This window comes from Martelella mediterranea (genome assembly GCF_021021415.1).
In the GTDB taxonomy this organism is placed as follows: Bacteria; Pseudomonadota; Alphaproteobacteria; order Rhizobiales; family Rhizobiaceae; genus Martelella; species Martelella mediterranea_C.
This window is the reverse complement of sequence record NZ_JAINWJ010000045.1, coordinates 43,130-55,872: the sequence shown is the minus strand read 5'-3', so window position 1 is coordinate 55,872 and position 12,743 is coordinate 43,130. Positions and strand designations below refer to the sequence as shown.

Annotated in this window: 11 protein-coding genes; 4 read left to right on the top strand and 7 right to left on the bottom strand. The window is 63.6% G+C overall.

The window, feature by feature from the left end; all coding sequences use genetic code 11:
• Positions 1–146 precede the first annotated feature (146 nt).
• The 7 genes from K7H91_RS20505 to K7H91_RS20475 all read right to left on the bottom strand — a co-directional run bounded on the left by K7H91_RS20505 (position 147) and on the right by K7H91_RS20475 (position 7,621).
• Positions 147–950, bottom strand: a complete 804-nt coding sequence (locus K7H91_RS20505; RefSeq protein WP_230722065.1) for an SDR family NAD(P)-dependent oxidoreductase — start codon at positions 948–950, stop codon at positions 147–149.
• Positions 947–1,789: a fumarylacetoacetate hydrolase family protein gene (locus K7H91_RS20500; RefSeq protein WP_230722064.1), complete on the bottom strand. Its 843-nt coding sequence runs from the start codon at positions 1,787–1,789 to the stop codon at positions 947–949. The genes K7H91_RS20505 and K7H91_RS20500 overlap by 4 nt, the downstream gene beginning before the upstream one ends.
• A gap of 17 nt (positions 1,790–1,806) precedes the next feature.
• Positions 1,807–2,232, bottom strand: coding sequence for a cupin domain-containing protein (locus K7H91_RS20495; RefSeq protein ID WP_018065737.1), 426 nt, complete (start codon positions 2,230–2,232; stop codon positions 1,807–1,809).
• A gap of 339 nt (positions 2,233–2,571) precedes the next feature.
• Positions 2,572–3,504, bottom strand: coding sequence for a TIM barrel protein (locus K7H91_RS20490; RefSeq protein ID WP_230722063.1), 933 nt, complete (start codon positions 3,502–3,504; stop codon positions 2,572–2,574).
• Between the two features lie 23 nt (positions 3,505–3,527).
• A complete protein-coding gene (locus K7H91_RS20485; protein ID WP_230722062.1) occupies positions 3,528–5,030 on the bottom strand; it encodes a glycerol-3-phosphate dehydrogenase in 1,503 nt (500 codons plus the stop codon).
• The gene (locus K7H91_RS20480; RefSeq protein ID WP_230722061.1) at positions 5,027–6,643 is read right to left on the bottom strand and encodes an FGGY-family carbohydrate kinase; all 1,617 of its coding nucleotides are present in this window, start codon (positions 6,641–6,643) and stop codon (positions 5,027–5,029) included. The genes K7H91_RS20485 and K7H91_RS20480 overlap by 4 nt, the downstream gene beginning before the upstream one ends.
• A 12-nt stretch (positions 6,644–6,655) precedes the next feature.
• Complete coding sequence (locus tag K7H91_RS20475; protein ID WP_230722060.1) at positions 6,656–7,621, bottom strand: sugar-binding transcriptional regulator; 966 nt, start codon at positions 7,619–7,621, stop codon at positions 6,656–6,658.
• A 480-nt stretch (positions 7,622–8,101) separates the two neighbouring features.
• On the opposite strand from K7H91_RS20475, the gene K7H91_RS20470 reads away from it, so the two are divergent.
• The 4 genes from K7H91_RS20470 to K7H91_RS20455 all read left to right on the top strand — a co-directional run bounded on the left by K7H91_RS20470 (position 8,102) and on the right by K7H91_RS20455 (position 12,478).
• Positions 8,102–8,770 (top strand): DUF2291 domain-containing protein, encoded by a 669-nt coding sequence (locus K7H91_RS20470; RefSeq protein ID WP_230722059.1) that lies wholly within the window; start codon positions 8,102–8,104, stop codon positions 8,768–8,770.
• The gene (locus K7H91_RS20465) at positions 8,767–10,308 is read left to right on the top strand and encodes a sugar ABC transporter ATP-binding protein (protein ID WP_230722058.1); all 1,542 of its coding nucleotides are present in this window, start codon (positions 8,767–8,769) and stop codon (positions 10,306–10,308) included. The genes K7H91_RS20470 and K7H91_RS20465 overlap by 4 nt, the downstream gene beginning before the upstream one ends.
• Positions 10,309–10,336: 28 nt before the next feature.
• Positions 10,337–11,449, top strand: coding sequence for an ABC transporter permease (locus K7H91_RS20460; protein ID WP_230722057.1), 1,113 nt, complete (start codon positions 10,337–10,339; stop codon positions 11,447–11,449).
• A 75-nt stretch (positions 11,450–11,524) separates the two neighbouring features.
• Positions 11,525–12,478 (top strand): D-ribose ABC transporter substrate-binding protein, encoded by a 954-nt coding sequence (locus K7H91_RS20455; protein WP_230722056.1) that lies wholly within the window; start codon positions 11,525–11,527, stop codon positions 12,476–12,478.
• The last annotated feature ends 265 nt before the right edge of the window (positions 12,479–12,743 follow it).

The window sequence follows — 12,743 nt, the reverse complement described above, 5'->3', positions numbered from 1 at the left end:
CTCTCCCCTGCGGGGAGAGGGGGACAATGCTGCGTTTTCAGAGCAAGCGGCAAGACAGTGCCGCGCCGTCTTCCCCTTCTCCCCACCGGGGAGAAGGTGGCCGAAGGCCGGATGAGGGCAACAGCCCCGCCCCGCGACACAGCCCCTCAGTAAATCCCCGTCTCCCGCGCCACGCGGCGATAGGCCGCGCCGCCGGTGAAGCCGCCGTCGATGACGAAGTCCTCGCCGGTGATGAAGGCGGAGGCGTCTGAGGCGAGGAACAGCACGAGTTGGGCCACTTCCTCGGCCTCGCCGCTGCGTCCCATCGGCGTCATCTCGATCATCGGCTTCAGATGCGGGGAGTTGCGGTTGAGATCGGTGACGATCAGGCCGGGGCAGATCGCATTCACGCGCACGCCCTTTTCTGCATATTCCATCGCCGCCGTGCGGGTCAGCCCGCGCAGCGCCCATTTGCTGGCGGTGTAGGCCGGGTCGTAATGGCCAGAAAAGCCGCTGTTGGAGGAGATATTGATAACCGAGCCGCCGCCGGTTTCCGCCATCAGCGGCAGCGCCGCCTTGAGGCCTGCGAATGCGCCGGTGGCGTTGACGTCCAGCACCTTGCGCCATTCATCAACCGACATGTCGGCAATCGTCTTGCGGTTGATGATCCCGGCATTGTTGACGAGGATATCGAGGCTGCCGGTCCAGTCACGCACGGCGTCGATCACCGCCTGCCAGTCCGCCTCGGAGGTGACGTCGAGCTTCAGGAAACGCGCGTCATGGCCTGCGATCCGCAGCTTTTCAGCCTCGGCCTCGCCTTCGTCAACGAGCACGTCGCACAGCATCACCCGCGCGCCGGCCTCGGCGAGAAGAGCCGCTTCCACAGCCCCCTGCCCGCGCCCAGCGCCGGTGACGATCGCGGTCTTGCCGGAAAGATCGTTCAGCGCCGCCTTCGCCTTTACCATGCTCATGCCTGCACCATTTTCTGACGCTGTTCGCCCAGCCCGGCAGCGCCAAGCGTGACGATCTGGCCTTCCTTCAGGAAGGTCGGCGGCTTCATGCCGAGGCCGACGCCGGGGGGCGTGCCGGTGGAGATGACATCGCCGGGTTCCAGCGTCATGAACTGCGAGATGTAGCGGACGAGGTGTTTGACCGAAAAGATCATGGTGCGGGTGTTGCCGGTCTGGCGGCGCTCGCCGTCGACATCGAGCCAGAGATCGATATTCTGGATATCCTCGAATTCGTCCGGCGTCACCAGCCACGGGCCGGTCGGGCCGAACGTGTCATGGCTCTTGCCCTTGATCCACTGGCCGGCGCGCTCCGACTGGAATTCCCGCTCGGAGACATCGTTGACGAGAACATAGCCGGCCACATGGGAAAGCGCGTCGTCCTCGGAGACATATTTCGCACGGCTGCCGATGACGATGCCGAGTTCGACCTCCCAGTCGGTGCGGGTCGAGCCGCGCGGGATTTCGACATCGTCGTTCGGGCCGCAGACGGCCGTCGTCGCCTTGGCGAACAGCACCGGCTCGGGCGGCGGCGCCTTGCCGGTTTCGGCGGCGTGGTCGGCATAGTTGAGCCCGACGCAGATGAATTTGCCGATCTTTCCGACGGGCGCGCCATAGCGCGGGCTGCCGTCGACGAGCGGAAGGGTTTCGGGATCGAGGCCGGAAAGCCGGGCAAGCAGCTCCGGCGACAGCGTTTCCGAGGAGATATCCCCGATCACGCCCGAAAGATCGCGGATCGCACCGTTCGCATCGAGGACGCCGGGCTTTTCGGCGCCCTTTTCACCATATCGTACCAGTTTCATGCTCTACTCCAGTTTGTTCAGGCGCGACGATAGCCTTCAAGCTGCTCATCGGGAACATCCGGCAGGTTGGTGACCAGATTGTCCGGCGTACGGCAGGTAAGCCAGACCAGCTCTTCAGTCGTGCTCATGTTGACTTCGACATGCGGCATGAACGGCGGAACGAACACGAAATCGCCCGGATACATGTCGGTATATTCCTTGTAGTCCTCGCCGAAATAGATGCGGCCGTGACCGGAAAGCACATAGCCGCCGGTTTCGGCTTCTTCATGATGATGCGGCGGGGAACGGTGGCCCGGTTCGTTGCTGACCCGGCCGAACCAGATCTTGGTGGCGGGCGTGTGCTGCGGGCTGACGCCGGACTTGCGGACGCATTCGCCCGATTGCAGGGTCTGTTCGCCAAGCTCGCTGCTGCGGGTGACGACGGGTACGACTTTAGCGCTCATGGTTTCCTCCAAATTTAAAATTTCTACACCGGACGACGGCTTTTGTGCTGGCAAGAACAATCAGCAACCGTCCTTCAAGACCTTGATGGAGAAACGATATAATCGACGGTTCGAAATTACAAGAATGCCGTCCATATATTTTAAATTTAAATTATTAGTCGCAGCCACAGCAATTCACAGGCCAGATTGACATTCATCAGATCGCCACCGGAATTGGCATAGAATATCAATGAGGCCTGCCGACAAACCGGCAAACCTTTGACTGCGACAAACTGGCGCAATGCAGGAACCGGCTTTCCGTTTGCGGGAAGGCCGGAATGTCAGGGGCTTTCCGAGGTTTCAGATTTTCAGATCACCGGCCCCGGTATCGATATAGGGCGCCCAGAAGGCGACGCTTTCGGCGATCTGCGGGATCACCTCGCGGTCATTGGGCTCGCGCTCCTTGAAGCTCAGTTCAAGGCAGATTTCATTGTCGCGCGCGCCGCCCTCGGCGAAGGCGGCAAGCAGCGGCTCCGGCTGGATCCGGCCCTTGGCGTTGAACGCGGCGGTGAACGGGCGATGACCGCCCTTGTCCATCAGGCTCTGCTTGATATGGATGATCGGCGAGACCTTCGGCACCGCCCGCGCCCAGGCATAGGGGTCGTAGTCGTCCGGATTGTCGGAGGTGACGTCGCCATGGTCGATATCGGCCATCATCCACATCGGCACCGCCATATTGGCGGCCGTCAGCCGGTTCTGCAGGGCCATGCATTCCGCGATCGTGTGGCCGAATTCGCGGCCGACCGACATTGGCTCCCAGAACACATAGGAAAGACCGGCGGCCTTCGCGTGCTCGGCCACTTCGGCCCAGCAGTCTATGGCAATCGTGATCAACTCCTCGCGGCGCGTCGGATCGTCGTAATCGGCAAAAGTGAGGATCGCGAACTGGGTGCCGATCGAAGTGCCGCCGAGATCGCCGATGATATCGGCGAAGGTCTTGAACCAGTCGACATAATAGCGCCGCACGTCGCGGTCGGGATGGCCGAAATGGTTGAGCCGGCCATAGGGGCCCGTCATGCCGGATGTGACCCGGACGCCGGTGCGCTGCAGCGCTCCGTCCATGGCCCGCGTCAGCCGGCGGATGACGGGGGCCGGCCAGGACGGGTTGATGAATTCATGGGTGAGCTGAAGGTCGCGCAGCTTCAGGTCGCGCGCCGTGGTCTCGATCAGGTCCACCGGGTCGGCGAAGCGATTGACGAGCGGATTGGTGTTCAGGGAAAGCGTCAGCGGCATCGCTCTGGCCTTTCGTTTGAAAATTACTTCAGCTCGGCATCGAACCAGACGGTAAAGGCGGCCTGCTCGGCATCGCTCAGATGCAGGCGGTGCTTGGTGCGCCGCCACAGCACATCCTCTGCGGTGCGGGCCCATTCGTGTTCGACAAGATAGCGCGCCTCCGCCTCATAGAGATCACCGCCGAAATGGCGGCCCAGACCCTCGATCCCGTCCGCCGAGCCGACGATATCGGCAATCGCCGTGCCATAGAGCCGGCCGTAATGGCGGCGCAGTGCGGCCGGCATCCACGGATAGTCGGTCTTCATCCTGTCGCGGAACGTCTCGTAATCGGCGTTTTCCATGTCGCCGCCGGGCAGCGGCGCGCTGTCGGTCCAGTCGCCGCCCATGCCGGGGAAGAATTTCTTCAGCTTGTGCATGCCGCGCTCGGCTAGCTCGCGGAAGGTGGTGATCTTGCCGCCGAAGACATTGAGCATCGGCGCGCCGCCGGTCTCGTCGAGATCGAAGACATAATCGCGGGTCACGGCGGAAGGGTTGCCCTGGCCGTCATCGAACAGCGGGCGGACGCCGGAGAAGGTTTCTTCGACATCGTCGCGCGTAAGCTTCTGCTTGAAGTAGCGGTTGACCACATCGAGCAGGTACTGGATTTCGCCCTCGTCGGCCTGCACGTCCTCGGCCCGGCCCTCATAGGCGATGTCGGTGGTGCCGATCAGCGCCTTGTTGCCCTCATAGGCGTTGATGAAGATCACACGCTTGTCGTGATTCTGGACGAGGTAGCTGTGCGGCCCCTCCCAGAATTTCTCGGTGATGATATGGCTGCCCTTGACGAGCCGGACGTTGCGGCTGGAATTGGAGCCGGCGACGCGGCGCACCACGTCGTTCACCCAGGGTCCCGCCGCATTGACCAGGATTTTCGCCCGGAAGGTCTTCCTCTCGCCGGTCATCATGTCCTTCGTCTCGATCGTCCAGCCGCCATCCTCGCGGCGGGCGGAAAGACAGGGCGTGCGCGTCAGCACGGTGGCGCCCTTGCGGGCGGCATCGACCGCGTTCAGCACCACGAGGCGAGCATCATCCACCCAACAGTCGGAATACTCGAAGCCTCGGGTATATTTGTCGAGCAGAGGCGCGCCGACCGGATCGCGCTTCAGATCGAGCACCCGGGTGCCGGGCAGCTTCTTGCGGCCGCCGAGATGGTCGTAGAGAAACAGGCCGAGGCGAACCAGCCAGGCCGGCCTGTCATCCGGCGAATGCGGCAGCACGAAGCGCAACGGCCAGATGATGTGCGGCGCGTTGTTCATCAGCACCTCGCGCTCGATCAGCGCCTCGCGCACCAGCCGGAACTCGTAATATTCGAGATAACGCAGGCCCCCATGAACCAGCTTGCCGGAGCGCGACGAGGTGCCCTCGGCAAGGTCGTCCTTTTCGCACAGCACCACGGAAAGCCCGCGGCCTGCGGCATCGCGGGCAATGCCCGCGCCGTTGATCCCGCCGCCAATCACAAACAGATCGATCATCCCGGCTTCGCTCATTTCGTAATCCTTTCATCGCCGGCGGCATCGGCCGCGCCATCGCGTTCGGCGCGGCGATCGCGCGCCATTGCATTCCAGATCGGTTCCAGCGCGCGGCGCGCGGCGGCATAGGTCGGATAGCGCCGCTGATAGAGTGCGCTCAGCGCCGGATCGGGGCGCTCGGCATCGCCCAGAAGCGGCGTCACCCATTCGCCGATGCAGCGCTCCATGTCGGGATAGACGCCGATCGCGACCGCCGCCATCATCGCGGCCCCGGCAGCGCCGGCCTCCTCGCGCGCGGAAACCCTGACCGGCGCGCCGATCGTTGCCGACAACACGCCGCGCAGCCCCCGCGAACGCGCGGCCCCGCCGGTGAGGCGCAACTCGCCCGGCATGTCGCCCATTTCGGCGTAACAATCACGCGCCGCCATCGCGAGGCCTTCGACCACCGCACGCACGAGATCGGGATAGCGATGGCCGGCGGAAAGGCCGATGAACCCCGCCCGTGCATTGGCATTGATGAAGGGGCCGCGCTCGCCGGCCTCGGAAATATAGGGGTGGTAGATGAGCGATCCCGGCCTTGCGCGCGAAAGCCAGTCATCGATCTTCGCCACCATGTCGCGATGGGAGACCTCGACTCCCATATCGGCCAGCAGGCCACGGCCCACCTCCAGCACCCAGTCGAGATTCAGCGTCGCCGCCATATTGGTCTGGACCTGGGTGACCATGTCCGGAACCGGCAGCGCGATGACATAGCCGGTATTGTCGTCATTCAGCCTGACGCCCGAGGCGTGGACGGCGCGCATATGCACGCCAGTCGAGCCGATGGTGGAACAGGCCGTACCCGCATCGCCGGTATAGACGCCGGCGCCAAGCGCGGTCATCACCATGTCGACAAAGCCGAGGCTGACCGGCGTTCCCGCCAGAAGGCCGGTTTGTTTGGCCGCGTCCGGGCTCAGCGGATGCGTGGTCTTGGTGCCATCGACGATCTCCGGCAGAAGATGCCGGAAGTCCGTCAGGCCAAGTGTCTCGATCACGCCATCGTTATAGGCGCGGTTGCGGAAGTTGCCGAAGGTGAAGCTCGCCTCGGAGGGATCGGTCGCCCGCGCGCCGGTGAGATTGAGATAGAGCCAGTCTTTGCAATGCAGTGCCACGGCGGCATTGGCCAGAAGCTCCGGCCGCGTCGCCGCCATATGCGCCATCTGCGCACCCTGCTGGCAGGTGTTGAGACCGGTGCCGGTCGCCTCGAACCGGGCGCGCGCGCCGGCTTCCTTCTCCACGCGGTCGACGGTGGGTGCCGCGCGGGCATCGAGCCACAGCCAGGCATCGCCGACCGGCCTGTGGTCGCCATCGGCAAGCCAGGTGCCGTCGCCCTGTCCCGTCACGGCAATCGCCGCCGTGCGGGCCGCCAGCCCCTCGAGTTTTTCCCCGAGATGCCGAAGCGCTTGCGCACAGTCCTGCCAGGTCTCTTCCATCGACTGGGTCGCGGAACCGTCATGGCCGGTCCGGTAGCGGTTCTTCACCGCCGCCTCTGCGATCTGCCTTCCGCCAAGATCGAAAGCCACCGCCTTGATGACCGAGGTGCCGGCATCGATGCCGATCAGAATGTCGCCGCGTCCATTGTGACTGGTCATAACGCCGCCTCCCTATCCGATCCTGCCGTCCGCCAGCGCGGCGGCGGTCGCCTCGTCGGTGATCAGGCCGCTGATCGTGCCGCTGCGCAGCACCGCGGCCATGGCATTGAGCTTCTCTTCGCCGCCCGCGATCGCGACGATCCGGCGCTTGCCCAGCGCCCTGATATCAAGCGACACGGTGCGGGCCGAAAGCGATGTCTCGACAAGCTGGCCGTCGCGGTCGAAGAAGTGGCCGAGCACCTCGCCCGCGCCGCCGCGCTCCTGCACCTCGCCGATCTCCGCGACATCGATCATGTGGGAGGCCACAAGCTGCGCGCCCGGATTGGCGGTGCCGATGCCGACCAGCATCAGATCGGAGCGGGCGGCCAGATCGATCACCTGCGACACGCCGCGCTGGGCGAGAAACACCTCGCGGTCGGCGGCCGTGTTGGCGAAGAACGGGATCGGCATGACATAGGCCGAGGCGCCGGTCTTTTCGGCAAGGCGGTGGATGACGTCATGCGGATTGGCTGCATAGTTGCGGGTCAGCCCGCCCATCAGCGACACGAAGCGCACGCCATTGGCCGCGATGCGCGGCAGCGCATCAACCGCGCTCGCCAGCGTCCGGCCATGGCCGACGCCGATCACCTCCGAGCGCTCGGATTCGATTTCCTGGCGGATGAAGCGCGCGCCGGCAATGCCGAGGGCTCGGAGCGGCATGCCGCGTTCGCCGAGATCGGGCACGACCTCGCAATGGGTCAGGCCGAATTCATCGGCAAGCCGGGTTTCGAGCGCGACGCATTCGGCGACATCGCCATCGATCGAGACCTTCACCGCGCCGCTCTGATTGGCCCAGGCGATCAGCCGGTGGGCCTTGACGGTGGAGATGTCCAGACGCGCGGCGACCTCGGCCTGGGTCAGCCCGCCGCCGTAATGCAGCCACGCGGCGCGCAGCGCCATGCTCTCGTCAAAATCGCGCCGTCGACCCGCTCGCGCCATGCTCTCTCCCTTTTTGTAATTTTTTATATTTATGGCAATTTATTTCACCAGAACCGCATTCTGTCAATGAAGCCAACATGGTCACGCATGAGAAGGCACGCCGTATAAGCGGCCCTTAATCACCAGCATCATAAGGAATAGCGTATCAGGAGAGGCCGGAATTCAGCGGCTATCAAATGCCCGACGACCGGATTTTGATGCCGGTGATTGACAGCCAAGTTTAATTATAACATAGTTTGCCGAATAGATAACATAGCGATAACACGAACTGTTATCCGTGGCCGCCGGTTCAGCCGGCCGTGCCGAAGCAGCGAGAGGACGTTGCGGAGGCGCGCCATCAAGGAGGCCGCAAGGGAGGAGCGACCTGATGCCAACACTGCCATCACTCTGCCGTGTCCGCCTTCCGGCGTCGCCTGCTGCCCGCGGGGCCGGCGGCGCGCTTTCATGTTCAAAATTCCAGCGTCTGAAGGTCACCTCCTGATGAGTGCACAAACCACAAACCCTTCTTCCGGTCATTCCGCCCGGCCGCGTGGCTCGAAACTGCCGATGATTATCGGCACGCTCGCGGTCGTGGTCGTCGTTGCCGCGATGGCCTTCGACACCAAGGTCGTGCGCATCGGCACCGCCGAGCATGTGACGGAAGACGGTTTCTCGCCGGAAGCCTTCGGCGCCGAGAACTTCCCCATTGTCCAGAAAAGCGTCGAGGACCGGGCCGTGGATGCGGCAACGCTTGCGAGCGACATCGCCGCCGACAAGGACGCGGCGATCGAGAAATACGGCGTCAAGGCCGGAATCGGCGCGGTCATGCCGGTCAGCTTCACCGGCGTTGCCGGCGAGGCCAAGGGCGGCATCTACCCCGTTGCCGTGGACGGCGTGCCGGAAGAGATCACCATCCGCGTCCAGACCGGACCGGCGATCAACGGCACCGATCTGCGCGATGCCACCGGCACGATCGCGTTTGGCCAGTTCAAGAACCAGATCGAATATCAGGATGCCGGTTCCGCGCTGAACAACGAGATGAAGAAGGCGGTGCTCGCCGATATCGACACCGCGAACCTTTCCGGCAAGACGATCACCGTCACCGGCGTCTTCAAGCTGATCAATCCGAAGAACTGGCTGGTCACGCCGGTGGAGATGAGCGTGAAATGACCAAGACAGCCGAAAGCCCGCGCAGCAGGGACGAGGTCGTCCTCGCCGCCCGCAACATCGCCAAGTCCTACGGCAATATTCATGCCCTGAAGGGCGTCAATTTCGACGTTCATTACGGCAGCGTCACCACGCTTTTCGGCGAGAACGGCGCCGGCAAGTCGACGCTGATGAAGGTGCTTTCCGGCATCGTGCGCCCCACCTCCGGCGAGATCATTCTCGACGGCGCGCCGGTGACCTTCAGCTCCGCCGCCGATGCGACGTCGCAGGGCATTTCGATCATCCACCAGGAACTCAGCCTCGCGCCCAATATGAATGTGCGCGACAATATCTTCATGGGCCGCGAGATCCGAACCGCGAAAGGCGTCGATTTTGCCGAGGAAGAGCGCCAGACCCGCATTCTGATGGAGGAGCTGGAAGAGGACATCGATCCGCTAACGCCGGTGGAGGATTTGCGCCTCGGCCAGCAGCAGATCGTCGAGATCGCCCGCGCGCTCTCCGTCAATTCCCGCATCCTGATCATGGACGAGCCGACCTCGGCGCTCAGCGCCTCGGAGGTCGAGGTGCTGTTCAAGGTGATCGCGGACCTGAAAAGCCGGGGCGTCTCGATCGTCTACATTTCGCATCATCTGGAAGAAGCGCTGCAGATTACCGACCACGCCGTGGTTCTGCGCGACGGCACCATGACCGCCTTCGGTGAGCGCAAGGACATCGATCTCGAATGGATCGTGCGCAACATGGTCGGCGACAATTTCGACCTCGGCTCGCCGCCGACCGGCTATGAATTCGGCGACGTGAAGCTTTCGCTGCGCGATCTCTGCGTCGAGGATGCTTCGGGCACCGGCCGGCTGGCCGTCGATCATCTGTCGCTCGACCTGCGCGCCGGCGAGATCGTGTGCATTTACGGGCTGATGGGCGCCGGGCGCACCGAAATGCTGGAATGCATTGCCGGGCGCAGCCGCAGCGTCGGCGGCGAGATCCTGCTCAATGGCGAGGACGTGTCGCATCTCAGCATTGCCCAGCGGATCGAGGCCGGGCTGGTGCTGGTGCCGGAAGACCGGCAGCGCGACGGACTGGTGCAGACCATGACCGTCGGCCGCAATCTCTCGCTCGCCTCGATCCCGACCTTCACCCGCCGGGTCTTCACCTCCCGCAAGGCCGAGCGCGGCATCGTCGAGGGCGCGATCGACGACGTGCATATCAAGACCGATGGCGGCGGCGCGCCGATCGGCTCGCTTTCGGGCGGCAACCAGCAGAAGGTCGTGATCGGCAAGATGCTCGCCACCCATCCGGGCGTCATGCTGCTGGACGAGCCCTCGCGCGGCATCGACATCGGCGCCAAGGCGGAGGTGTTCAGGCTCCTCGGCGAACGCGCCGCGCGCGGCCTCGCGGTGATCTATTCGACCTCGGAAGTCGGCGAATGCTTCAGCGTCGCCCATCGCATCATCGTCATGGCGCGCGGGCAGATCGTCGCCGAGTTCGACCCGTCGGTATCAAAAGAGGAAATCATGGCCGCATCCGGCGAAGCCGTGGCCGCGTGATTTCAGCCTAAAATTTCGGAGCATAATAATGACCGACACACGTCAAGTTCAAAAATCCTCCAGCTCCGGCCGGCGCGGCGGCTTCAGCCTCGGACGCATTCTGCTGGAAGGCCGGGCGTTCTTCGCGCTGATCGCGATCATCGTCGTGTTCTCGCTGCTGTCGCCGGTTTACCTGTCGACCAACAACTTCCTGATCATGTCCTCGCATGTGGCGATTTTCGGCCTGCTGGCGATCGGCATGCTGCTGGTGATCCTGACGGGCGGCATCGACCTTTCGGTCGGCTCGACGCTCGGGCTTGCGGGCTGCATTGCCGGTTTCCTGATGCAGGGCGTTCAGCTCGACATGTTCGGCGTGGTGCTGTTTCCGCCGGTATGGGTGGTGGTGATCCTGACCTGCCTGGTGGGCGCGCTGATCGGCACCATCAACGGTGTGCTGATCGCCTTCTTCAAGGTGCCGGCCTTCGTGGCGACGCTTGGCCTGCTCTATGTCGCACGCGGTGCCGCGCTGCTGATGACCAACGGCCTGACCTACAACAATCTCGGCGGCAAGCCGGAGCTCGGTAATACCGGTTTCGACTGGCTCGGCTTCAACCGCCTGTTCGACGTGCCGATCGGCGTGCTGGTGATGGCCGTCGTCGCCATCATCTGCAGCATTCTTCTGACCCGCACGGCTTTTGGCCGCTGGGTCTATTCCACCGGCGGCAATGCCCGCGCGGCGGAGCTTTCCGGCGTTCCGGTCAAGCGGGTGACGGTATCGGTCTATGTGCTTTCCGGCATCTGCGCCGCGATTGCCGGCCTCGTTCTGTCATCGCAGCTGACCTCGGCCGGACCGACCGCCGGCACCACCTATGAGCTGACCGCGATTGCCGCCGTGGTGATCGGCGGCGCGGCGCTGACGGGCGGGCGCGGCAATGTCCGCGGCACGCTGCTTGGCGCCTTCGTCATCGGCTTTCTGTCCGACGGTCTCGTGATCATCGGCGTGTCGTCCTATTGGCAGACCGTGTTCACCGGCGCGGTCATCATTCTCGCGGTGCTGCTGAACAGCATCCAGTACGGCCGCCGCCGGGCCGCAAAGCCGGCCGATGGCGACGCTTCGACCAATACCCCTTCCGCCGCGGGGGCCAAGACCAAAACGGCTTGATAGAGCGCGGAAAACCCGGCCGGATAACGGCCAATGAGAAGCATTGAGCTATTCAACCAAGGGAGAGAGAATACCATGTTCAACAAGAGACAGTTTCTGATGTCCATGGCGGCTGCCATCATTGCGGTTCCGCTTGGCGCGGGCGCGGCGATGGCCGACGGCCTGATCTCGATCATCGTCAACGATCCGTCCAACCCCTACTGGTACACGGAAGGCGAAGTGGCCAAGGCGGAAGCCGAGAGCCTCGGTTATTCGGCGACGGTTGCCGCCCACAAGGGCGACACCAACACCGAAAGCAACCTGATCGACACCGCCATCACCAACAAGGCGGTCGCGATCATCCTCGACCCGGCCAATGCCGACGGCTCGGTCGGCGCGGTGCGCAAGGCCGTCAATGCCGGCATTCCGGTGTTCCTCGTGAACGCCGAAATCAACCAGGAGGGCCTCGCCAAGTCGCAGCTCGTTTCCAACAATGCCCAGGGCGCCGCACTTGGCGCCATGCAGTGGGTGGAAGATGTCGGCGACAGCGGCAATTACGTCGAACTGTTCGGCGCGCCGTCGGACAACAATGCCCAGACCCGCTCCAACGGTTATGAAACCGTGCTGAGCCAGTACCCGGATCTGGTCAAGGTCGGTCAGGATGTCGCCAATTGGGACCGCACCCAGGGCTACAACAAGATGCAGAGCCTGCTGCAGGCCCATCCGGACATCATCGGCGTGATCAGCGGCAATGACGAGATGGCCCTTGGCGCGATCGCGGCGCTGAAGGAAGCCGGCCGTCTGGAAGACATCAAGGTCGGCGGGTTCGACGGTTCTCCGGATGCCGTTGACGCGATCAAGGCCGGCGAGCTGGAATACACCGTGCTGCAGCCGGTCGCGATCTTCTCCAAGGAAGCCGTCAAGCAGGCGGACTCCTTCATCAGGACCGGCAGCACCGGCGTCGACGCCGAAAAGCAGCTCTTCGATTGCCTGCTGATCACCAAGGACAATGTCGACGACTATACCGGCCCGTTTGTGCTGGCACAGTAAAGTGTAGCGACGGGAGGGGCGCTCTCGGGGCGCCCCCCCAATTTGGTTACAAAGCCACCCCTTTCCGGGCGTCATCCTCGGGCTTGTCCCGAGGGTGACGGAAGCGTGGGGGGCAGGCTTTTTCAATACTCTGAGGGGCGTTTGCAAACCGCCCTTCAGCCAGCGCGCCGGTTCCGCGCTTACCGCCTGCGAAAGGCATTCACCTGCAGGCAAGAGCCGCCTATAACAACATCCTTCAGCCGCGAGACCAATGCCGCCGACAGGA

Excerpts from the sequence above, each read along its gene's own strand:
- K7H91_RS20505 (WP_230722065.1), bottom strand. The coding sequence starts at position 950 with ATGAGCATGGTAAAGGCGAAGGCGGCGCTGAACGATCTTTCCGGCAAG.
- K7H91_RS20500 (WP_230722064.1), bottom strand. The coding sequence starts at position 1,789 with ATGAAACTGGTACGATATGGTGAAAAGGGCGCCGAAAAGCCCGGCGTC.
- K7H91_RS20495 (WP_018065737.1), bottom strand. The coding sequence starts at position 2,232 with ATGAGCGCTAAAGTCGTACCCGTCGTCACCCGCAGCAGCGAGCTTGGC.
- K7H91_RS20490 (WP_230722063.1), bottom strand. The coding sequence starts at position 3,504 with ATGCCGCTGACGCTTTCCCTGAACACCAATCCGCTCGTCAATCGCTTC.
- K7H91_RS20485 (WP_230722062.1), bottom strand. The coding sequence starts at position 5,030 with ATGAGCGAAGCCGGGATGATCGATCTGTTTGTGATTGGCGGCGGGATC.
- K7H91_RS20480 (WP_230722061.1), bottom strand. The coding sequence starts at position 6,643 with ATGACCAGTCACAATGGACGCGGCGACATTCTGATCGGCATCGATGCC.
- K7H91_RS20475 (WP_230722060.1), bottom strand. The coding sequence starts at position 7,621 with ATGGCGCGAGCGGGTCGACGGCGCGATTTTGACGAGAGCATGGCGCTG.
- K7H91_RS20470 (WP_230722059.1), top strand. The coding sequence starts at position 8,102 with ATGAGTGCACAAACCACAAACCCTTCTTCCGGTCATTCCGCCCGGCCG.
- K7H91_RS20465 (WP_230722058.1), top strand. The coding sequence starts at position 8,767 with ATGACCAAGACAGCCGAAAGCCCGCGCAGCAGGGACGAGGTCGTCCTC.
- K7H91_RS20460 (WP_230722057.1), top strand. The coding sequence starts at position 10,337 with ATGACCGACACACGTCAAGTTCAAAAATCCTCCAGCTCCGGCCGGCGC.
- K7H91_RS20455 (WP_230722056.1), top strand. The coding sequence starts at position 11,525 with ATGTTCAACAAGAGACAGTTTCTGATGTCCATGGCGGCTGCCATCATT.